23 protein-coding genes are annotated in these 19,503 nt (G+C 69.9%); 12 read left to right on the top strand and 11 right to left on the bottom strand.

Annotated elements, in window-relative coordinates; genetic code table 11:
* Positions 1-20: 20 nt before the first annotated feature.
* The 4 genes from OG975_RS26700 to OG975_RS26715 all read right to left on the bottom strand — a co-directional run bounded on the left by OG975_RS26700 (position 21) and on the right by OG975_RS26715 (position 4,597).
* Entirely contained in the window at positions 21-734 is a 714-nt protein-coding gene (locus tag OG975_RS26700; protein ID WP_406331922.1) for a Clp protease N-terminal domain-containing protein, read from the bottom strand.
* 92 nt (positions 735-826) lie between these two features.
* Entirely contained in the window at positions 827-1,456 is a 630-nt protein-coding gene (locus OG975_RS26705) for a LysE family translocator (protein ID WP_406336472.1), read from the bottom strand.
* Between the two features lie 232 nt (positions 1,457-1,688).
* On the bottom strand, positions 1,689-3,878 hold the full coding sequence (locus OG975_RS26710) for an FtsX-like permease family protein (protein ID WP_406331923.1): 2,190 nt from the start codon (positions 3,876-3,878) through the stop codon (positions 1,689-1,691).
* Positions 3,872-4,597 carry an ABC transporter ATP-binding protein gene (locus OG975_RS26715; protein ID WP_406331925.1) on the bottom strand — a complete coding sequence of 242 codons (726 nt, stop codon included), beginning with the start codon at positions 4,595-4,597 and terminating at the stop codon, positions 3,872-3,874. The genes OG975_RS26710 and OG975_RS26715 overlap by 7 nt, the downstream gene beginning before the upstream one ends.
* Positions 4,598-4,721: 124 nt before the next feature.
* Between OG975_RS26715 and OG975_RS26720 the strand changes: the two genes are divergently transcribed.
* Positions 4,722-5,903 (top strand): DUF2786 domain-containing protein, encoded by a 1,182-nt coding sequence (locus OG975_RS26720; RefSeq protein WP_406331926.1) that lies wholly within the window; start codon positions 4,722-4,724, stop codon positions 5,901-5,903.
* A gap of 18 nt (positions 5,904-5,921) precedes the next feature.
* Here the strand turns inward: OG975_RS26720 and OG975_RS26725 are convergent, their stop codons facing one another.
* From OG975_RS26725 to rpmB, 4 genes are all read right to left on the bottom strand, one after another.
* A complete protein-coding gene (locus OG975_RS26725; RefSeq protein WP_406331927.1) occupies positions 5,922-6,476 on the bottom strand; it encodes a DUF4232 domain-containing protein in 555 nt (184 codons plus the stop codon).
* Between the two features lie 135 nt (positions 6,477-6,611).
* Positions 6,612-7,121: a hypothetical protein gene (locus OG975_RS26730; protein WP_406331928.1), complete on the bottom strand. Its 510-nt coding sequence runs from the start codon at positions 7,119-7,121 to the stop codon at positions 6,612-6,614.
* A gap of 64 nt (positions 7,122-7,185) precedes the next feature.
* Positions 7,186-7,491, bottom strand: coding sequence for a 30S ribosomal protein S14 (gene rpsN, locus OG975_RS26735; protein WP_406331929.1), 306 nt, complete (start codon positions 7,489-7,491; stop codon positions 7,186-7,188).
* Positions 7,491-7,727, bottom strand: a complete 237-nt coding sequence (gene rpmB / locus OG975_RS26740) for a 50S ribosomal protein L28 (RefSeq protein ID WP_369261036.1) — start codon at positions 7,725-7,727, stop codon at positions 7,491-7,493. The genes rpsN and rpmB overlap by 1 nt, the downstream gene beginning before the upstream one ends.
* Positions 7,728-7,790: 63 nt before the next feature.
* Between rpmB and rpmG the strand changes: the two genes are divergently transcribed.
* The 6 genes from rpmG (at position 7,791) to OG975_RS26770 (ending at position 11,169) form a co-directional block, all read left to right on the top strand.
* Positions 7,791-7,955, top strand: coding sequence for a 50S ribosomal protein L33 (rpmG, locus tag OG975_RS26745; RefSeq protein ID WP_327430580.1), 165 nt, complete (start codon positions 7,791-7,793; stop codon positions 7,953-7,955).
* A gap of 5 nt (positions 7,956-7,960) precedes the next feature.
* Positions 7,961-8,209, top strand: coding sequence for a type B 50S ribosomal protein L31 (locus OG975_RS26750; RefSeq protein ID WP_330306381.1), 249 nt, complete (start codon positions 7,961-7,963; stop codon positions 8,207-8,209).
* Between the two features lie 2 nt (positions 8,210-8,211).
* Positions 8,212-9,357 carry a CobW family GTP-binding protein gene (locus OG975_RS26755; protein WP_406331930.1) on the top strand — a complete coding sequence of 382 codons (1,146 nt, stop codon included), beginning with the start codon at positions 8,212-8,214 and terminating at the stop codon, positions 9,355-9,357.
* An 8-nt stretch (positions 9,358-9,365) separates the two neighbouring features.
* Positions 9,366-9,605 carry a 30S ribosomal protein S18 gene (gene rpsR / locus OG975_RS26760; RefSeq protein ID WP_406331931.1) on the top strand — a complete coding sequence of 80 codons (240 nt, stop codon included), beginning with the start codon at positions 9,366-9,368 and terminating at the stop codon, positions 9,603-9,605.
* 194 nt (positions 9,606-9,799) lie between these two features.
* Positions 9,800-10,360: an SUKH-4 family immunity protein gene (locus tag OG975_RS26765; protein WP_406331932.1), complete on the top strand. Its 561-nt coding sequence runs from the start codon at positions 9,800-9,802 to the stop codon at positions 10,358-10,360.
* 524 nt (positions 10,361-10,884) lie between these two features.
* A complete protein-coding gene (locus OG975_RS26770; protein WP_381261573.1) occupies positions 10,885-11,169 on the top strand; it encodes a DUF397 domain-containing protein in 285 nt (94 codons plus the stop codon).
* 92 nt (positions 11,170-11,261) lie between these two features.
* Here OG975_RS26770 and OG975_RS26775 read toward each other — a convergent pair whose 3' ends face one another.
* Positions 11,262-11,780 (bottom strand): ATP-binding protein, encoded by a 519-nt coding sequence (locus OG975_RS26775; RefSeq protein WP_406331934.1) that lies wholly within the window; start codon positions 11,778-11,780, stop codon positions 11,262-11,264.
* 337 nt (positions 11,781-12,117) lie between these two features.
* On the opposite strand from OG975_RS26775, the gene OG975_RS26780 reads away from it, so the two are divergent.
* The 4 genes from OG975_RS26780 (at position 12,118) to OG975_RS26795 (ending at position 15,870) form a co-directional block, all read left to right on the top strand.
* Entirely contained in the window at positions 12,118-12,942 is an 825-nt protein-coding gene (locus tag OG975_RS26780) for a helix-turn-helix domain-containing protein (protein WP_406336474.1), read from the top strand.
* Between the two features lie 136 nt (positions 12,943-13,078).
* A complete protein-coding gene (locus OG975_RS26785; protein ID WP_406331935.1) occupies positions 13,079-14,539 on the top strand; it encodes an aldehyde dehydrogenase family protein in 1,461 nt (486 codons plus the stop codon).
* A gap of 115 nt (positions 14,540-14,654) precedes the next feature.
* Positions 14,655-15,203, top strand: coding sequence for a DinB family protein (locus tag OG975_RS26790; RefSeq protein ID WP_406331936.1), 549 nt, complete (start codon positions 14,655-14,657; stop codon positions 15,201-15,203).
* 25 nt (positions 15,204-15,228) lie between these two features.
* Positions 15,229-15,870: a PadR family transcriptional regulator gene (locus OG975_RS26795; RefSeq protein WP_406331937.1), complete on the top strand. Its 642-nt coding sequence runs from the start codon at positions 15,229-15,231 to the stop codon at positions 15,868-15,870.
* A gap of 103 nt (positions 15,871-15,973) precedes the next feature.
* Here OG975_RS26795 and OG975_RS26800 read toward each other — a convergent pair whose 3' ends face one another.
* A complete protein-coding gene (locus OG975_RS26800; protein WP_406331938.1) occupies positions 15,974-16,591 on the bottom strand; it encodes a Uma2 family endonuclease in 618 nt (205 codons plus the stop codon).
* Positions 16,592-16,808: 217 nt separating this feature from the next.
* On the opposite strand from OG975_RS26800, the gene OG975_RS26805 reads away from it, so the two are divergent.
* Entirely contained in the window at positions 16,809-18,041 is a 1,233-nt protein-coding gene (locus OG975_RS26805; RefSeq protein WP_406331940.1) for a winged helix-turn-helix domain-containing protein, read from the top strand.
* Positions 18,042-18,070: 29 nt separating this feature from the next.
* Here the strand turns inward: OG975_RS26805 and OG975_RS26810 are convergent, their stop codons facing one another.
* Entirely contained in the window at positions 18,071-19,477 is a 1,407-nt protein-coding gene (locus OG975_RS26810; RefSeq protein WP_406331941.1) for a glutamate decarboxylase, read from the bottom strand.
* Between the last annotated feature and the right edge of the window lie 26 nt (positions 19,478-19,503).

Genomic DNA, 19,503 nt, shown 5'->3' on the forward strand with positions numbered 1-19,503 from the left:
CTCTACTTCACGATCTCCGCCTACTTCACGATCTCCGCGAGCACCCGCCCGATGTGCGCCTCGGCCGCCGCCTTGTCGACACCGACCCCGCTGAGAACGCCCTCGCCGTTCTCGAACTCCAGAAGGGCCAGCAGGATGTGCTCGGTGCCGACGTAGTTGTGGCCGAGGCGGAGGGCCTCGCGGAAGGTGAGTTCCAAGGCCTTTTTGGCGGCGGGACCGTAGGGGATGAGTTCGGGAACCTCGGCGGCGGCCGGCGGGAGCGCCGCGGTCGCCGCCGCGCGGACGGCGTCCAGGCTCACACCCTGCGCGGTGATCGCCTGCGCGCCGAGCGCCTCGGGCTCGGTGAGGAGGCCGAGGACGAGGTGCGCGGGGAGCCCCTGGGCGCTGCCCGAGGCCTTGGCCGCACTGTGCGCGGCCATGACCACCTTGCGGGCACGTTCGGTGTAACGGCCGAACCCCTGGCTGGGGTCGAGATCGGACTCGGCCTTGGGAACGAACCGCTTCTGGGCGGCCTGCCGGGTGACCCCCATGCTCTTGCCGATGTCCGTCCAGGACGCACCCGAACGACGGGCCTGGTCCACGAAGTGCCCGATCAGATGGTCGGCCACATCGCCCAGGTGATCCGCGGCGATCACCGCGTCCTGAAGCTGGTCCAGCGCGTCGGTGTGGACCTTCTTGATGGCCTCGATGAGGTCGTCGAGACGTACTGATGCCGTGCCGAGTGGATTCGCCATATGTCAACCGTAGGTTGACACGCCAAGGGTGTCAACCCGAAGTTGACACCTCGAAGGCCTCTCCTGCTTCGGCTTCCGCTTGGGCTGGGCTGCTACTTCGGCGAGGAGGCCACCAACCGCACCGCCAGCCCCGCGAACACCGTCCCGCTGAAGAGGTTGAGCCCACGAGACACCCGCCGGCTGCGCCGCAACAGAGCCGACAGCCGCCCGGAGAGCAGCCCGATCGAGCCGTCGACGGCGAATCCCATGACCACCATCGTGACCCCGAGGATCATGAACTGCCCGGCCACATGCCCCAGTTCCGGGTTCACGAACTGGGGCAGGAAGGCGACGTTGAAAAGAATCACCTTCGGGTTGAGGAGATTGGTCACGGCCCCCTGCCAGAAGGCCCGCCGCCGCCCCGGCCCGACATCCCCGGCACCCTCGACCGGCACCGCGCGATCCCGGAACGCCTTCACCGCGAGGTACAGCAGATAGGCGGCACCCATCCACCGCAGCAGGTGATAAAGCGTCGGCAACGTCGTGAACAGCGCTGAAAGCCCCAGCATCGCGGCCACCGCATGCACCAGCATCGCGAACGCCACCCCCAGCGCGGCCAGCACCCCGGTGGCGGGCCCTCCCCGTCCTCCCATCGCCACGATGAACATCATGTCGGGTCCCGGAGTAACACAAAGCGCGAAGCCGGCGATCAGAAACGCCGCGTACAGAGATGTGTCGACCATGCCCGCCATGCTCGACACCGCCCAAAGGATCCGTCGACCGATTTTCACGAAGCGAGACACCGGCCGCAGACCCGCCACGCACCCGCAGCCGGCGTGCACACTCCCGCCCACCCGCAGTCGGCGACGCACGGGGCCCCACCCACCCCCACCGGATACGGCGGCGCAGTCGGCGACGCACCGAAGGGGCCGTGTCGGTACGTCCAGCCCGTCGCTTACGTGGTTATGGGCAAGTTCATGCCTTGGCAGCAGGCAGTAATGCCCACCGGCGACGGGCTGGACGTACCGGCACGGCCCCGACCCCCAACGCCGACAATGCAGCCGCACAGCAGGCAACCACCAAACACGCCCCCACGCACCCCCCAACCAGCCCCCAAGGCACCACAACCCCCACCGGCGCCGACAACCGCCCCAACGCCGCCGCCACCCCCACGAGGTTCACCCCCGCCACCGCACCCCCGAGGACCGCCCCCACCCAGACCCCCACCACAGCCTCACCCACGACCACCCGCACCACCTGTCCCCCCGTAGCCCCCGCCAACCGCAGTGACCGCAGCTCAACCCCCCGCGCCGCCCCGGCCATCAGCAGCGTCGCCGCGAGCGAAATCCCCGCGTAGACAAGGGCGATGCCCAGAACCACCAGCAGCCCCAGCCGAGTCTGCGGCCCGGTACGCGGATGCGTCGCGGACAGCCACGCCGACGTGGACCGCACCGTCCCCCCGGAGGACCGCAGCGCCGCCGCGACGGCCGCCCGGTCCACCCCCCGCCCCACGCGCACATCGAGCCGGTCGACCACGGCCCCGGCCGCGTTCGCCGAGGTCACGTACGCCCCGTTGTCACCCGTACCCCGCGCCAGCACCGCCACGATCCGCAGCCGCGCCGCCCGCCCGTCCCCGAGCCGGACACGCACCCAGGAGCCCACCTCGTGCCGCTCCCACTCCTCGTTCACCACGATCGAACGGTCATCGAGATCCCGTACGTCCCCCGCCACCACCGGCAGCCGCGCCACCGACGCGAACGCCGCCACATCACTCACCGCCCGCGCGTCCGACCGCACCAGCGCGGTCCCCTCCTCCCGTACGAACACGGCAGTGGACGCGGACCCGGAAACCGTCGCCCCGGCCACCCGTACCTCCCGCAGCCCCCTCACACCCTCACCGGTGACGACGAATTGAGCCCGCGTCCGCTCCCGCGCCTCCGTGGCCTTCGCCTCCGTCACGGTCGCCGCCGCCCCCAGCAGCGACCCGGCCAGCGCGACCGTCACCAGGACGGGAGCCGCCACGGCGGCCGTACGCCGCAGCGAAGCGCCCGCGTTCTCACGGATCAGCAACCCCACGGCCCCGGGCAGCCGACCGAGGGGCAGCAGCCGTACGACGGGACGGACCAGCACGGGAGCAAGCGCCGCCACCGCCGTGACGAGCACCATCGGCTGCGTCGCGTACGTCTTCCGCTTCAGCAGCGCGGCAGGGTCCGTCCCCAGCAGCCACCCCAGCAGCCCGAGCCCGCAGATCAGCGGCCCGTACCCGACGACGCGCCGCGACCACGGCATCACCCCCGTATCGACGGACGCCTCCCGCAACGCCTCCACGGGCCCGACCCGCCCGGCCCGCCGCGCCGCCGCCCACGCACCCCCGAGGGCCACCAACACCCCGGTACAGAAGGCGACTTGGTAAGGCCAGTGCACCGACCCCCGCAGCGCGAACCAGGACGGCGCCACCCCGCCGTCCACCAGCGCCCGCACCAGCCGAGGCGCTCCCCGCGCCCCCAGCGCGCACCCCACCGCCGACGCGGCGCACCCCACCGCGACGGCCTCCCCGAGCACCATCCGCCGCACCTGACCGGGCGTCGCCCCGGCCATCCGCAACAGCCCGAACTCCCGCCGCCGCAAGGCCACGACGAACGCGAACGTCGACGCCGTCACGAAGACCGAGACGAACGCCGTCACCCCGGCCGCCGTGCCCAGCAGAGCGTCGACCCCGACCAGCGCCTCGGCATCGCGCGCGGCGGACGGGTCGGCCTGGTGACGGTCGTCGCCGGTCAGCACGCGACCGCGGTCGCCGACCACTCGGCGTACGGCCGAGGCGGGTGCGTCGACACCGACGGCATCCCGAGCCGAGCCGTCCGTTCGGACGGTGCCCAACTCCCGCAGCTCGCGGACCAATTCACTGTCCACAGGGTGTGGATGAGCCAGCGGCTTCGACACGAGCGCGGTCCCCGCCCCCCGCCGCACCTCCACCGTGAGCGTGTCCCGGCCCATCACCACGACGGGCGAGGACGCGAACCGCGTAGGCGGGCGCGCGGGCGGATCGAGCGCGGCGGCGAGGCCGAGCCCCATCGCCGTCATCACCGCGACCCCGAGCGCGACGGCGACGAAGGAGCCGAGAAGGGACGCCCAGCGTGTACGCAACGAGGAAAGGCTCAGCACGTCACACGCTCCAGCCCCGCCATCCGCGCCGCGACCGCCTCCGCCGAGGGTCCCGCCAGCTCCCCGCTCACCCGCCCGTCGACCAGGAACACCACCCGGTCCGCATACGAGGCCGCCACCGGGTCATGCGTGACCATGACCGTCGTCTGCCCCTCCCGGTCCACCAACTCCCGCAGCAGCGACAGCACTTCACGACTGGTCGCGGTGTCCAGCGCCCCCGTCGGCTCGTCACCGAACAGCACCGCGGGACGCGTGATCAGCGCCCGCGCGAGAGCGACCCGCTGCTGCTGCCCACCCGACAGCTGCGACGGCCGGTGCCCGGCACGGTCGCCGAGCCCCACCCGGTCCAGCGCCTCACGCACGGCCCCGCGCGCGGGCCGCCGCCGGGCCAGCCGCAGCGGCAGGGCGACGTTCTGCGCGGCGGTCAGGGACGGCAGCAGATTGAAGGACTGGAACACGAACCCGATCCGCTCCCGTCGCAGCAGCGTCAGCCGGCGTTCGCTCAGCCCGGCCAGCTCGACCCCGTCGACGGCGACCGTCCCGGAAGTCGGCCGGTCCAGCCCGGCCGCGCACTGCAACAGGGTCGACTTCCCCGACCCCGACGGCCCCATCACGGCGGTGAAGCTCCCGGCGGCGAGGTCGAGATCGACCCCGTCCAGCGCGGCGACGGCGCCATAATCACGGCGCAGAGATCGGATACGTACGGCAGTGGTGGTCATGCCCTCCAGCGAACCGTCCCGGACGTCCGCGCACACGACCACCAGAGGGCGTCCCGGGGGTAGGGCAGGCCATACCCACCCCCGTCCCCGTGGCGATGTCGGTGCCCCATGGCACGATCGAGGCATGAGCAGCAGTACGTCCAGCACCGGCACCGTGGAGCGCGCCTTCGAGGCCGCCCTCTACGCGGACTCCGACGCGGCCCTCGACACGGGCGCCTCGCTGCTCGCCGCCGACCCCGCCTCCGACGCCGAACTCACCCGGCGCGGCGAGGAGTTCGTCGCCGGGGCCTGGCGGCGCGGCTGGCAGCCCGCCGACGTCGTACGGTTCGTGCGCCGCGAGCTGGACGACGCACACGTACAGCTGGTGTCAGCACTGATCCTCAGCGAGAGCGAGAGCGAGAGCGAGAGCGAGAGCCGGGGCGGGATTGGGAGCGGGGACCGCCGGCAGCCCCGAGGCCCCCGCTGGGCCGCCCAGCTCGAAGAACTGGAGGCGGAGCCCCGGGCACCCCGTACCGACCGCTTCTCGTACGCCACCGCCGTCCTGGAGCTCTACCGCCTGCTCCTCCGCCTCCCCGCCATCGAGCCCCTGGACATATCCCGGACGGGCCCGGCCACGGCCGCTCCCCAGGACACCCGCATGCTCACCCGTATCCGCGCCCTGCTCGCGAAGGCCGAGGCGACCGGGTTTCCGGAGGAGGCGGAGGCGCTCAGTGCCAAGGCGCAGGAGCTGATGGCGCGGCACAGCATCGACGAAGCGCTGCTGGCGGCGCGTACGCACGCGAAGGACGCGCCCGGCGCCTGCCGCATCGGTGTGGAGCCGCCGTACGAGACGGCCAAGGCGGTGCTCCTGGACGCGGTGGCCGGGGCGAACCGCTGCAAGGCCGTGTGGAACGACGCCCTCTGCTTCTCGACCGTCGTCGGCTTCGAACCCGATCTGGAGGCGGTCGAGCTCCTCTACACCTCACTCCTCGTGCAGGCCACGACGGCGATGACGAAGGCGGAGGCCGCCCAGCGGGCGGGTGGCCGGAAGCGTACGAAGACCTTCCGGCAGTCCTTCCTCGCCGCGTACGCGCACCGGATCGGCGACCGCCTCGCGTCCGCCGCCGAAGGCCAGGTGACGGCCACGGAGGGGGAGTTGCTGCCGGTCCTCGCGGCCCGCGACGTGGCGGTCGCGGACCACATGGACCGTATGTTCCCGGAGACTGTGACCACCCGGCTGCGCGGGGTCACCGACGCGGCCGGATGGCACGAGGGCGCCGCGGCGGCGGACCGGGCACAGGTCAAGGGCCGGCGCCCGATCCCGTAACGGGACCGCCCGTGGGGCTCAGTCGCCCGCGTGCGTGAACGGGGTCACGGAGGCGTCCAGCTCGCCCGCCCCGCCCTTGCCCGCGACGGGGCCGTACGACCACTTGAAGTCCTGTGTGGCGGTGGCCTCGGGCAGGCTGATCTTCAGCGTCTTCAGGTCGAGGGTGTTCGCGTCGCCCGCCGTGCCCCGTACGTAGGTGATGGTGAAGGACGCGGTGTCGTTCTTCGCCAGGGTCAGCTTCTCCGGCGTCGCGGCCTTGTCCGCGACGATGTCCGTGGAGGTGCTCCCGGCGTGGACTTCGAGGCCGGGGAAGCCCTTCAGGGTGCACGGGGAGTCGCGGTTGGTGATCGTGACGGGGACGTTGCCGGTGTCCCCGGCGGCCGGTGCGACGTTGGCGGGGCCGACCTGGATGCCGACCGAGTCGATCTTGCAGTCGGCTGCGGCGACGGCGTTCGTTTCGGTCTTGCCGGTCTCGCTGGTCTTGCTGCTGCTGCTGTTGTCGCCGCTGTCGTCGCAGGAGGTCAGGGCGAGGGCGGCCGCGAGGACGGTGACGGCGATGGGAAGGGCGCGCATGGGGTTCCCCCGGAGGTGGTGACGTGGTGCATGGATCATCACCCATTTCGATCCGCGGCCGTTGCCTGACCCCCTCCGGTCACACGAACGGGCCGCGGAACCCGAAGGATTCCGCGGCCCGTAACGATCAGACGTTCAGGAGCCCAGGCTCGCCGTCGGCAGCCCCGAGGGCAGCGTCCCGCCGTCGGACTTCGTGTAGATCTCCTGCCCGAAGCCCTCCCACTTGACCCGCATGGACGTGGAGTTGACGCTGGAGACCATGCCGGAGGCGCGGTCCTTGTTCCCGTCCGTGCAGGTCAGATGGATCATCTGCATGCCCGCCTCCTCACCGGCGGTACCGCTGCACACAGAGCCCCCCGTGGCGAAGAGCGCGGCCTGCTTGCCGGTGATCACCAGTGCCACGGCCTTGCCGTCCGTCGTCGCCAGCCAGCTGCCCTCCAGCTTGCTCTTGGCGGTAGAGGTGTCGCCCGAGCCACCGCCCGTGGCGGCCGACTCCGTCGCGGACGTGCTCGCACTGGGGCTCGTGGACTTGTCGCCGGACCCGCCGTCGTCGCTGCTGCAACCGGTCAGCGCGAGCGCGGCCGCCAGACCCGCGGCCGCGACCGCGATACGCGCCTGCTTGCGCGGAAAGGTCGCCGAAGTCACTGAAGCCCCCAAGGGTGGGTGATGATGCCGGAGTCGCCAGGCTCGCCTGCACGACCGCAGCAAGCTACCAGGAGGACTTGCGCACCCCCGGGAGGAATCCGGCGTGCGCTTGCTCACGCAGATTCACCCGGGAGAGGCCGAAGGTCCGCAGATAACCGCGCGGACGGCCGTCCACACTGTCCCGGTTGCGTACGCGGGTGGCGCTGGCGTCACGCGGCTGCCTGCGCAGTTCCTCCTGTGCGGCGAGCCGTTCGGCGTCGCTCGACGACGGCCGGCGGACGATCTCCTTCAGCTCGGCCCGCCGGACGGCGTACCGCGCGACGGTCTTCTGGCGCTTCTCGTTCTTCGCGATCTTGCTCTTCTTCGCCATCAGACCTTCACTCCTCGGGCCCGGATCCGCGCCACGGCCGCCTCGACGCCGATCGTGTCGACCGTCTTGATGCCCTTCGCGCTCAGCCGCAGCCGTACGAAGCGGCCCTCGCCCGGCAGCCAGTAGCGCTTGCGCTGGATGTTCGGGTCGAAGCGGCGGGATGTGCGGCGGTGGGAGTGGGAGATCTGGTTGCCGAAGCCCGGCCGGGCGCCGGTCAGCATGCAGTGCGCGGACAAGGGTGACGCACCTCTCTCGTGGATGTATTGGAAATGGGATTCATTTTCAGTAACATACCAGCCATGGCACGCAACGAACTCCGCCCCGTCATCAAGCTCCGGTCCACGGCCGGGACCGGCTTCACGTACGTCACCCGGAAGAACCGCCGGAACGACCCGGACCGGATGACCCTGCGCAAGTACGACCCGGCCGCGGGCCGCCACGTCGACTTCCGAGAGGAGCGCTGACCGCCATGCGTGAGGGAATCCACCCGGCGTACGGCCCGGTCGTCTTCCGGGACCGCGCCGCGAACCACGCCTTCCTGACCCGCTCGACCATGACCAGCGAGAAGACGGTCGAGTGGGAGGACGGAACCACCTATCCGGTGGTCGACGTCGAGATCTCGAACGTCAGCCACCCCTTCTACACGGGCAACGCGCGCGTCCTGGACACGGCCGGGCGTGTGGAGCGCTTCGAGCGCCGTTACGGAAAGCGGAGCTGAACGTGCCCGAGCTCTCCGTCGCGATCGTCGGCGGACTGCACGCCGATGCCCGCAGGGCGGCCGTCCAGCATCTGCTGACGGCCGTCCCGGGCAGCGTCGCGCTCCACCACGACCTCGCGACCGCCGCGGCGGGCACGGTCGTCCGTACGATCCGTGACCGCACCGGCATCCTCTCCACCGGCGAGGCACCCCTGGTCAACGACTGCGCGTGCTGCGCCCTGCGCGAGGACCTGGTGCCCGAACTGGAGCGGCTCGCGGACGCCGGCCTCACGCGGCTGGCCGTGGTCGAGCTGTGGGAGTCCGTGGAGCCCAAGGCCATGGCGGAGGTCGTGGCGGCGAGCGGCCTGCGGCTCACCGGTGTGATCACGGCCGTCGACCCGGCGCTGCTGCTCCCGTACCTCGGCAACGGCGACGACCTCGCCGACGGCGGCCTCGCCGCGGCCGCCACCGACCGGCGCACGGTGGCCGACACCTTCGCCCGACAGTTGGAGTACGCCCCCGTCCTCGCCGTGGCCGACTCGGAGGAGGCCGACGACGAGGACCGGGCGCTGCTGGCACAGTTGCACCCGACCGCCCGCCAAGTGCCCCTCCACTACGGGGGCTTGGCGCGCTCCCCGCTGGCCGAGGCCGCGCTCGCCGGGTTCGACGTCGAGGCGGCGGCCGCGGCCCAGCATCCGGCGTGCGCGCTACTCCCGGCCGACGCCGACGCGCACGGCGTCGCCACCCTCGTATGGCACCGCCGTCGCCCCTTCCACCCCGAGCGGCTGTACGCGGCCCTGGAGGACCTGACCTGCGCGGCCGCGCGCAGCCGGGGGCGGTTCTGGCTCGCCGACCGGCCCGACACGCTGCTGCACTGGGACGCCGCCGGGGGAGCGCTGTGTGTGGAGAACGTGGGCCCGTGGCTCGCCTCGCTGCCGGACGCGGCGTGGGACATGGTCCCGCCGGTGCGCCGGGCCGCCGCCGCGCTCGACTGGCACCCGGAGCACGGCGACTGCTGCCAGCACCTGGTGTTCACCTCCCCCGGCCTCGACCGCGACGGACTCGAACTCCTCCTGGAGTCCTGCCTGTTGACCGACATCGAGTACGCCGCCGGACGCGCCGCCTGGAAACGGCTGCCGCCCGCCTTCGACACCCTCCTGGAAGTCTGAGAAGCCTCATGCCCCGCAAGACCGAACGTAAGCCCGCCAAGTCCCGCCCCAATCCGCTGGACCGCGACGGGATCACGTACATCGACTACAAGGACACCGATCTGCTGCGCAAGTTCATCTCCGACCGCGGCAAGATCCGCAGCCGTCGCGTCACGCGCGTGACGGCGCAGCAGCAGCGGATGCTGGCCCGCGCCATCAAGAACGCGCGGGAGATGGCGCTGCTGCCGTACTCGTCCGCGTCCCGGTAGGCCCCGCGTTTCAGGGGCGCGGGGAACTGCGTGACAAGCCCCCACCGGTCCGCGGACAGAGAACAACCCAGGGGGTAAGGGCCGCCCCGCAACTTCGGTCTAGGGCTGGACGGCTCCAGTACTGAGGTGTGGGGCGGTCGGCGGGCCAGGCCCTATAAGGTCGGCGCTGCTATCCGACCGAAGAGGACCCTCCGATGGTGACGTATGACCAGTTGGCTGGGTGGGCCGGTGCCAGGCATGTCACGCGAGCTGATCCGGAGGTCGTATCCGGCTGGCGGATCCCCGAGGCCATGAAGGTGCCGCTCGTCGAGGTCGGCGTTCCGGTGGCCCCGCGCCTGATCGAGCGGATCGTGTTTCAAAGCGAGGGTGAACCGGCCCTGCACACGTCTCGCGGCTCCCTCTACCGCCTGGCAGATCACAGCGACCGTGATGTGCCGATGGAGCGGTCGTCGTTCGGTGTCGAGCCGGAGACCGGTGCGGTCTACTACGTCATGCCGGACGGGGAGGCATGGTTCGCCAACTCGACTCTCGGCCTGTGGCTCCACACCCTGCATTGCTACGGCAGCCACGTCACGGCCTCAGAGCTCCTCAGAGAGCCGGACGAGCCCGAGGAGTACTTCTCTGACGAGGACGAAGAGCGGGCTCTGGCTGAGCTGGGCCACCTTGTCCAGGAGCTGAAAGAGATCGATCCAGCAGCTTTCCAGGGCTACGCCGGGTTCCTCTGGCCAGAGCTCCTCGACCGGTGGCTCTACTAACCGCAGATCCGTATCGGCCCACGCTCCAGCCCAACTCGAAACCGCCCCCGCACCGTTGACATGCGACTTCTCCCGCACAAGCCGAAGCGGACCCCTCCCGTCCGGTGCCCCGGCGCCACCCCCGCCCGTCCCGCGGACTGGACCACTACGTGGACACTGGAACACCAAGGCCCCAGTACGCGTCTGTTCCTAATACACGAGGGATCCGATTCGGACGATCCCGCACGGATGTTGGCGCGGAAGAGCATGAACGGGGGCCGGAGATCGCATGTCCTGCGATCTCCGGGGCAGGCGCTGAACCGGATGCAGGCCGTATGCAGTCCGCGTACGGACCGGCGAGCAGCAGGCCGTAGTCAAGTGAGCGACAGCCGGTAGTCAAGCGCCGGTAAAAGCTGTAACCGCAGGACCACCCCGCGTGCACGTGCATCTGCCCATGCATCTGCACATGAACAGAGCTATGATCCGGGTCAGTTGACCACTGCATCTATGGCCACTTCAGCCACTGCACGACCGGGGAGCAACCTGTGGACCACGACGTGTACGACGTGGATGACGTGTACAACGGCATGGCTGACGACGTGTACAACGGCATGGCCGCGACCGAGCTGAACGGGGTGGCCTGGCAGAAGAGCCGGCACAGCAACTCGCAGGGCTCCTGCGTGGAGTTCGCGCGGCTGCCCGGCGGTGATGTGGCCGTGCGGAACTCGCGGTTCCCCGAAGGGCCCGCGCTCGTCTACACGCGTGCCGAGATCGAAGCGATGCTCCTGGGCATCAAGGACGGCGAGTTCGACCACCTGATCATGGGCTGATGCCGGGCCCCTGAGGGTGCAACCCAGCGCGACGGCCGTTCAACCCTGTGTAACGCGCGTAGAACCGCGGCGCCAAAAGGCGCCGCGGTTCGTTATTCGGCGGGGATCGCCGCCGGCCCCGGCTGTGGCAGCCGGAACAGCGCCCACACGACCTTGCCGCTGAGGGTGCCCGCGAGCGGGTGCCAGCCCCAGCTGTCGGCGAAGGAGTCGACCAGGAACAGGCCGCGGCCCGACTCCGCCGAGAAGTCGTCCGAGTCGCCCGCGACCGGGCTGTCGTGACTGGGGTCGCGCACCGCGCACACCAGACGTGAGGTCCACCGCATCAAGTGCAGCCGCACGGGCGGCCCTTGGTCGTCCGAGCGGGGCGTGTCCGAGGGCAGTGCGTGCCGCAGCGCGTTGGTGACGAGCTCGGAGACCACCAGACAGACGTCGTCGAAGCGGTCGCCGATGTCCCACTGATCCAGCGTTCTGCGGGTGAACTGCCGTGCTTCGCGCACCGCTTCATAGCGGGCGGGCAGGGCGCAGGAAGCGGCGTTGGACACGGCCGCGGGGTCGAGCGGCGGAAGTCCCTGCCGTAAGGGCTCGAGCATGGTCGATCCATTCGTCCCCATGCGAGGCACTCCCGGGTGTTCGCGGTCGTTGCGATGCAGCGGTGGCGCGAGGACCATGGTTCCGAATGCGTACAGCAGATGCAAGGGCAGATGCACGTGCACGCGCCCGAATTGGACCTTCCTCTACCGCTTCTTGCTCATTTCTTCTGTCACCTTCTTCCCTCCTGTTGCCCCTCTCCTGATCTTTTTCTGTGTGACTCCTTTGGCTACTTTCCGTTTCCGTAATCGAACGAGTACTGCTTGAAGTGTTTTAGTGGCAGACTTCGGCCCTTGAAGACGGTTGGGGAGGCGGACGAACGTGAGCGCTGGTGAGTCGAGCGGCTCGGTGGTGCGGCGCATGCTGCTGGGATCACATCTCCGGCGCCTGCGGGAAGCGCGCGGCATCACCCGGGAAGCGGCCGGTTACTCGATCCGTGCCTCCGAATCGAAGATCAGCCGCATGGAGTTGGGACGGGTGAGCTTCAAGACGCGCGACGTCGAGGACCTGCTGACGTTGTACGGCATCAACGACGAGGCGGAGCGCACCTCCCTGGTCTCCCTCGCCAAAGAGGCCAATGTCGCCGGCTGGTGGCACAGCTACTCCGACGTCCTGCCCAGCTGGTTCCCCACCTACGTCGGCCTCGAAGGCGCGGCCCATCTGATCCGCTCGTACGAAGTGCAGTTCGTGCACGGCCTGTTGCAGACCGAGGCGTATGCACACGCGGTCGTCGAGCGCGGGATGAGGGGTGCGAGCGCCGCCGACATCGACCGGCGCGTCGCGCTGCGCCTGGAGCGCCAGAAGTACCTCGTCTCCGAGAACTCCCCGGAGTTCCACATCGTCCTCGACGAGGCCGCGCTGCGCCGCCCGTACGGCGACCGCGAGGTGATGCGCGGACAGCTCCAGCATCTGATCGACATCTCGGAGCGCCCCAACGTACGACTTCAGGTCATGCCGTTCAGCTTCGGCGGGCACTCCGGCGAGAGCGGTTCCTTCACCATCCTGAGCTTCCCGGAGTCCGACCTGTCGGACGTCGTCTATCTGGAACAGCTCACCAGCGCGCTCTATTTGGACAAGCGCGAGGACGTCACCCAGTACGAGGGCGCGCTCAAGCAGCTGCAACAGGACAGCCCCGGCCCGTCCGAGAGCCGCGATCTGCTCCGGGGGCTGCTCCAGCTCTCCTGAGAATCCGTGATGAGTCTTCCCGGACTCTGCGGCTGTGTTCTCCAACTCCCTTGAAACACAAGTACGATGACGCGTGATCAGACCGTGATCGGATGTCTGCTTCGGCAGCGCAGGGATTGAGGGATTGAGGGATCACATGTCGTCCTACTTCACCGACCTGGCCCAGCAGTACATCGACGGCGAGTGGCGTCCAGGCACCGGATCCTGGGACATCATCGACTTCAACCCGTACGACGGCGAGAAGCTGGCCTCGATCACGATAGCCACGACGGACGAGGTCGATCAGGCGTACCGCGCGGCCGAGCGCGCCCAGAAGGCGTGGGGCGCGACCAACGCGTACGCCCGTCGCGCCGTCTTCGAGAAGGCCCTGCGCCTCATCGAGGAGCGCGAGGCCGAGATATCCGAGGTGATCATCGCCGAGCTCGGCGGCACCCGCCTCAAGGCGGGCTTCGAGCTGCACCTCGCCAAGGAGTTCCTGCGCGAGTCGATCCAGCTGGCGCTGCGTCCCGAAGGCAAGATCATCCCCTCGCCGATCGACGGCAAGGAGAACCGCGTCTACCGCGTCCCGGTGGGCGTCGTCGGCGTCATCAGCCCCTTCAACTTCCCCTTCCTCCTCTCGCTGAAGTCGGTCGCCCCGGCGCTGGCGCTCGGCAACGGTGTGGTCCTCAAGCCGCACCAGAACACCCCGATCGTCGGCGGCTCCCTGGTCGCGAAGATCTTCGAGGACGCGGGCCTGCCCGCCGGTCTCCTCAACGTCGTCATCACCGACATCGCCGAGATCGGCGACGCCTTCATCGAGCACCCGGTCCCGAAGGTCATCTCCTTCACCGGCTCGGACAAGGTCGGCCGCCATGTGGCCACCGTCTGCGCCTCGCACTTCAAGAGCGCGATCCTCGAACTGGGCGGCAACAGCGCGCTGGTGGTCCTGGACGACGCGGACATCGACTACGCGGTCGACGCGGCGGTCTTCAGCCGGTACGTCCACCAGGGCCAGGTCTGCATGGCCGCGAACCGCGTCCTCGTGGACCGCGCGATCGAGGCCGAGTTCACCGAGAAGTTCGTCGCCAAGGTCAAGACCCTGAAGGTCGGCGACCCGGCCGACCCCCAGACGATCATCGGCCCGGTCATCAACTCCTCGCAGGCGGACGCGATTTCGGGCACCGTCGACCAGGCGATCGCGGAGGGCGCCACCGCCCTCGTACACGGCACGACGACCGACAACCTCGTCGAGCCCTCCGTCCTGACGGGCGTCCCCGCCGGCTCGGCCCTCCTCCAGCAGGAGATCTTCGGCCCGGTCGTCTTCCTCGTCCCCTTCGACGGCGAGGAGGAGGCGGTCCGCCTCGTCAACGACACCCCGTACGGGCTCTCCGGCGCCGTCCACACCGGCGACATCGAGCGCGGCGTGAACTTCGCCAAGCAGATCGACACCGGCATGTTCCACGTCAACGACGGCACCGTGCACGACGAACCGCTCGTCCCCTTCGGCGGCGAGAAGCACTCCGGCATCGGCCGCCTGAACGGCGAGACGACCGTCGACGCGTTCACCACCCTGAAGTGGATCTCGGTGCAGCACGGGCGGAGCTTCTTCCCGTTCTAGGACTTCCTCGCGTCGCCGGGCCCTTGCGGACAGAAGCTGACCGCAAGGGCCCGTAGCTTCGTCGGTGTCGGGCAGAAGGTGCCCGGCAGGAGGACCCGACGAAAGGCGGCCGGTCATGGTGACTCACGTTGCGGCGGAGGCTCACGGCGACGAGCGGGGAGCGCTGCTCTCGTTCCTGGAGGCGGAGCGGGGCGGGATCCGGCGGGCCCTGATCGGCCTGACGGCGGAGCAGGCCGCGAGCCGGCCGAGCGCGAGCGAACTGTCGCTGTCGGGACTGCTCAAGCATGCCGCGGAGGTCGAGCAGGGCTGGATCGCCCGCGCCAGGGGCGAGCAGCCGGCCGTCAAGCGGGACGAGTCGAACTGGCACGAGTGTTTCGTCCTCGTCGGCGAAGAGACCGTCGCGTCGCAGTTGGCGCACTGGGAGAAGGTCGCCGCCGAGACCGACGCGTTCATCCGCTCGGTGCCCAGCCTCGACGACACCTTCGCGCTCCCGAGCGACCCCTGGTTCCCGCCGGAGGGGCGCGTCTCGATGCGCTGGGTGCTGCTGCGCCTGATCTCGGAGATGGCCCGCCACTCCGGCCACGCCGACATCATCCGCGAGTCCCTGGACGGCGCGACCGCCTTCGAGCTGGTGGCCAAGGAGCAGGGCACGTCCTGGTCCTGACCCCGGACGCCCTAACCTGGGGCCCATGTCAGCGATCCGTCTCCTCGTGCTCGGCGCCGTCCGCCAGCACGGGCGGGCCCACGGCTACCAGGTGCGCAACGACCTGGAGTACTGGGGCGCGCACGAGTGGTCCAACGCCAAGCCCGGCTCGATCTACCACGCACTCAAGCAGATGGCGAAGCAAGGGCTGCTGCTGGCCCACGAGATCGCGCCGTCCACGGCCGGCGGACCGCCCCGTACCGAGTACGAGATCACGGACCAGGGCACCGAGGAGTACTTCTCGCTGCTGCGCGCCGCGCTGACCTCGTACGACCAGAAGACGGACGTCAAGTCGGCGGCGATCGGCTTCATCGTCGACCTGCCGAGGGCCGAGGCGGTGGCCCTGCTGAAGGAACGGACCCGCCGCATCGAGGAGTGGCGGGCCGCCGTCACCGAGCACTACGTGCCCGAGGACGGCCCCGGGCAGCTCGGCCACATCGGCGAGATCATGAACCTCTGGATCCACACGGCCGACGCCGAGGCCGAGTGGACCCTGGGCCTGATCGCGCGGATCGAGGGCGGGGCGTACACCTTCGCGGGGGAGGGCGAGCCGTTCGTGGGCGTGCTCGGGGACGGCGAGGAGAACCCGTACGCGACGGGGGCGCCGCATCCGGGGGATGCTCGCTGATCAAGTGGGACCAACGCCTCGCGTGTAGCCACGCCTCCGTCGGCGATGGTGCGCGTGCTGACTGCGCGACGTGGGCCAACTGGGCTCACCGTGTGAGCCGGGGTCACTCCTCGATCAGGCTGCGCAGGTCGATGTCGACCGGGAAGGGGACGACGGTCGTGAGCTTGTCGGTATGGACAGGGCGGTCGGGGCGCGGGATCAGGACCCCGCTGTCCTCGTCGAGCCAGAACTGGTGCACCTCCGGAACGTCGTCCTCGCCGCGCTCGACGCGCCAGTAATGGGCGATTCCGGCCTCGGCATACATGCCGGGCTTGCGGAAACGGTCGTCGGTGCGTGAGCCGGGGGAGACGATCTCGACGGCGAGGACGACGCTCGCGACAGGCGTGCAGTCCATGGTGCGGATGTCGACCTCGGTCTTGTCGTACACGACGATGTCCGGCCTCGGCACATTGCGATCATCGAACTGGGTCCAGCGTTCGACGTCTGTGCCGTACGGCGGGCGCTGGACGCTCCTCAGCCGGAAGTACAGCTCGTTCCGGACCCGGTCGTGCCACCACGTCGTCACCCCACGTACCACGATGTTCCCATCCACGAGATCCCAGTCGAACGGGACGTCCAGTTCCTTGACCTGGTCCCATGTCCAGCCCTCCTCGGGCGGGTACATCCAGTTCTCGGAGGTGGCCCGCAACGCCTGCTCGCCGGTGTGTGCCTCTGCGGCCATGACAGCTCCCATGGAGGAGATCGTGAGTGGTGGTGCTCCCAGCTGTTCCCCGTACGACAGTAGTGTCACTCGCCGGAGTGAGGGGGCAACGTTCCTGCGGGCTTGTCAGACGCCGAGTTGTGCCTGCATCTGATTCGCTAGAGTGTTCGATCGCGCTGCCGGTCCGCACTGCCGGTCCGCAGGCCCCCGTTCCGCAGCGAGGAGTGCCGTAATGCCCATGCCTCAGCGACTTCTGACGATCAGCCGGTCGGACGCGCGAAAGCTGGCCCTCTCGCGGCAGCACCTGTCCGCCGCCCGCCCCCCGGCGGACGCGACCGGCCTGCGCACCGTCCTGAGGTCGCTGCGCTATCTCCAGCTGGACCCCGTCAGCGTCGTGGCCCCGAGCCATGAACTGGTCCTCTGGAGCCGCCTCGGCCCCCGGGCCGGCGCCCAACTGCCCACCCTCTGGTGGCAGGAGCGGTGGCTGTTCGAGTACTGGGCGCACGCGGCGGCCCTCGTCCTCACCGAGGACTACCCCGTCCACCGGGTGTCGATGGACGGCTATCCCCCCAAGAACCTGTCGTTCACCAGCACCTGGATGGCGGCCAACGGCCAACTGAGCGAACACATACTGCGGCGCCTCGCCGAAGGCGCCCCCCTGCCCACCGACGCCTTCGAGGACCGCTCGGTGATGGACTGGCCCTCCTCCGGCTGGACCGCGGGCCGCAACGTCGAGCGGATGCTGACCTTCCTCTGGCTCCAGGGCAGGATCATGGTGGCGGGCCGTGCGGCGGGACAGCGGCTCTGGGGCCTGCCCGACGCCTGTCTCCCGGCCGACGCCGACCGGGTGGCGGTGTCGCCCCGGGAGATGGTCACCACGGCCACGGAGCACACGCTGCGCGCCCTCGGCGTCGCCCGCCCGCTGGACCTCAAGCAGTACTTCGTGCGCGGCAAGTACGACGGCCTGCCCGAGGTGCTGCGCACCCTCACCGGCGAGGGCCGCGTGGTCCCGGTGAAGGTCGAGGACGCGCCCACCGGCTCCGAGACCTGGTACGTGCACGCCGACGCCCTCGCCGAACTGGAGGCGATCCGGGCCGGCGACTGGCAGGGCCGCACCGCGCTGCTCTCGCCCTTCGACAACCTCATCAACGACCGCCGCCTCACCGAACGCCTGTGGGGCTTCGCCTTCCGCAACGAGATGTACGTCCCGAAGGCCAAACGCGAGTACGGCTACTACCTCCTTCCCATCCTGCACGGCGACCGCCTCGTCGGCCGGACCTCGCCGCGCTTCGACAAGAGCCGGGGAGTCCTGCTGGTCGAGGGCCTCTACCTGGAGCCCGACACGAAGCCGACGGCCGCGCTGTGCCGGGCGGTCACCGCTCAACTCGCCGACCTGGCCGCCCTCGTGGGCGCGACCGGCATCGAGTACGGCGACAAGGTGCCCGACCGCTGGCGCCCGTTGCTCGGCTGACGTTCTTCGTTGATGGTCTCCGGCGGGCTCTAGTGGTGAAAGCTGCTCGCCGCGCTCTTGTCGCGCGTCAACGGGCCCGATTGCTGCCGCAGTTCGGGCAGCAGACTGCTCAGGTCCTCCATGAAGAGGTCGGAGAGGTCGGTCGAGAAGCCGTTACGGCAGACCACGCGCAGGACGGACAGGTCCTCGCGGTTCTCCGGGAAGGTGTACGCGGGCAGCAGCCAGCCACGCTCACGCATGCGCCGGGACACGTCGAAGACGTCGTACGCGGTCACGTCGGGCGCGGTCGTGAAGGCGAAGACGGGCAGCTCGTCGCCCCGGGTGAGGAGGGTGAAGTCGCCCAGCGCCTCGATGCGTTCGGCGAGCCCGCGGGCCACGTCGCGAGTGGTCTGCTGCACCGCCCGGTAGCCCTCACGGCCGAGGCGCAGGAACGTGTAGTACTGCGCCACGACCTGCGCGCCCGGCCGGGAGAAGTTGAGCGCGAAGGTCGGCATGTTGCCGCCCAAGTAGTTGACCCGGAAGACGAGTTCCTCGGGCAGCTCGACCTCCGACCGCCACAGCGCCCAGCCGACACCCGGGTAGACCAGGCCGAACTTGTGCCCCGAGGTGTTGATCGACGACACCCTCGGCAGCCGGAAGTCCCAGACCAGGTCCTCGTCGAGGAAGGGCGCGATCATCGCCCCGGAGGCGCCGTCGACATGGACGGGGATGTCCAGGCCCGTACGCTCCTGGAGCTCGTCGAGGGCCGCGCACAGCTCGGCGATCGGCTCGTACGACCCGTCGAAGGTGGACCCGAGGATGCCGACGACCCCGATGGTGTTCTCGTCGCACAGCTCGGCCGCCGCCTTCGGATCGAGGTGGAAACGGTCGCCCTCCATGGGGACCAGACGTGGCTCGACCTCCCAGAAGTTGCAGAACTTGTCCCAGCAGACCTGGACGTTGACCCCCATCACGAGGTTCGGCCGGGCTCCGGGGTAGCGGTCGGCGTTCCGCTGGGTCCAGCGGCGCTTGAGGGCCATTCCGGCGAGCATGCACGCCTCGCTCGACCCGGTCGTCGAACAGCCCACCGCGGCCGCCGGATCCGGCGCGTTCCACAGATCGGCGAGCATCGCCACGCAGCGCCGCTCCAGTTCGGCCGTGCGCGGGTACTCGTCCTTGTCGATCATGTTCTTGTCCCGGCACTCCGCCATCAGCACCCCGGCCTGCGGCTCCATCCAGGTGGTGACGAAGGTGGCGAGGTTCAGCCGCGAGTTGCCGTCCAGCATGAGCTCGTCGTGGACGATCTGGTACGCGGTCATGGGCGCCAGCGGGCCCTCGGGAAGCTTGTGCTTGGGCGGGGCATCGATCATTCCGCTGACCGGATTCGTCTCCCCGTAGAACGGGTTGACGGACATCGGGCGCTCGTCGGGCTTCTCGTGGCCTTGGTGCAGTGGCATGTCGCCTCCAGACGGTCTTGCGGTGC

It is taken from the genome of Streptomyces sp. NBC_00203 (assembly GCF_045206325.1).
GTDB classification, from domain to species: Bacteria; Actinomycetota; Actinomycetes; order Streptomycetales; family Streptomycetaceae; genus Streptomyces; species Streptomyces lutosisoli.

Excerpts from the sequence above, each read along its gene's own strand:
- OG975_RS26750 (WP_330306381.1), top strand. The coding sequence starts at position 7,961 with ATGCGTGAGGGAATCCACCCGGCGTACGGCCCGGTCGTCTTCCGGGAC.
- OG975_RS26780 (WP_406336474.1), top strand. The coding sequence starts at position 12,118 with ATGCTGCTGGGATCACATCTCCGGCGCCTGCGGGAAGCGCGCGGCATC.
- OG975_RS26810 (WP_406331941.1), bottom strand. The coding sequence starts at position 19,477 with ATGCCACTGCACCAAGGCCACGAGAAGCCCGACGAGCGCCCGATGTCC.
- OG975_RS26775 (WP_406331934.1), bottom strand. The coding sequence starts at position 11,780 with ATGGGGACGAATGGATCGACCATGCTCGAGCCCTTACGGCAGGGACTT.
- OG975_RS26715 (WP_406331925.1), bottom strand. The coding sequence starts at position 4,597 with ATGACCACCACTGCCGTACGTATCCGATCTCTGCGCCGTGATTATGGC.
- OG975_RS26720 (WP_406331926.1), top strand. The coding sequence starts at position 4,722 with ATGAGCAGCAGTACGTCCAGCACCGGCACCGTGGAGCGCGCCTTCGAG.
- OG975_RS26705 (WP_406336472.1), bottom strand. The coding sequence starts at position 1,456 with ATGGTCGACACATCTCTGTACGCGGCGTTTCTGATCGCCGGCTTCGCG.
- rpsR (WP_406331931.1), top strand. The coding sequence starts at position 9,366 with ATGCCCCGCAAGACCGAACGTAAGCCCGCCAAGTCCCGCCCCAATCCG.
- OG975_RS26700 (WP_406331922.1), bottom strand. The coding sequence starts at position 734 with ATGGCGAATCCACTCGGCACGGCATCAGTACGTCTCGACGACCTCATC.
- OG975_RS26800 (WP_406331938.1), bottom strand. The coding sequence starts at position 16,591 with ATGGCCGCAGAGGCACACACCGGCGAGCAGGCGTTGCGGGCCACCTCC.
- OG975_RS26805 (WP_406331940.1), top strand. The coding sequence starts at position 16,809 with ATGCCTCAGCGACTTCTGACGATCAGCCGGTCGGACGCGCGAAAGCTG.
- OG975_RS26795 (WP_406331937.1), top strand. The coding sequence starts at position 15,229 with ATGTCAGCGATCCGTCTCCTCGTGCTCGGCGCCGTCCGCCAGCACGGG.
- OG975_RS26765 (WP_406331932.1), top strand. The coding sequence starts at position 9,800 with ATGGTGACGTATGACCAGTTGGCTGGGTGGGCCGGTGCCAGGCATGTC.
- rpmG (WP_327430580.1), top strand. The coding sequence starts at position 7,791 with ATGGCACGCAACGAACTCCGCCCCGTCATCAAGCTCCGGTCCACGGCC.
- rpsN (WP_406331929.1), bottom strand. The coding sequence starts at position 7,491 with ATGGCGAAGAAGAGCAAGATCGCGAAGAACGAGAAGCGCCAGAAGACC.
- OG975_RS26725 (WP_406331927.1), bottom strand. The coding sequence starts at position 6,476 with ATGCGCGCCCTTCCCATCGCCGTCACCGTCCTCGCGGCCGCCCTCGCC.
- OG975_RS26785 (WP_406331935.1), top strand. The coding sequence starts at position 13,079 with ATGTCGTCCTACTTCACCGACCTGGCCCAGCAGTACATCGACGGCGAG.
- OG975_RS26790 (WP_406331936.1), top strand. The coding sequence starts at position 14,655 with ATGGTGACTCACGTTGCGGCGGAGGCTCACGGCGACGAGCGGGGAGCG.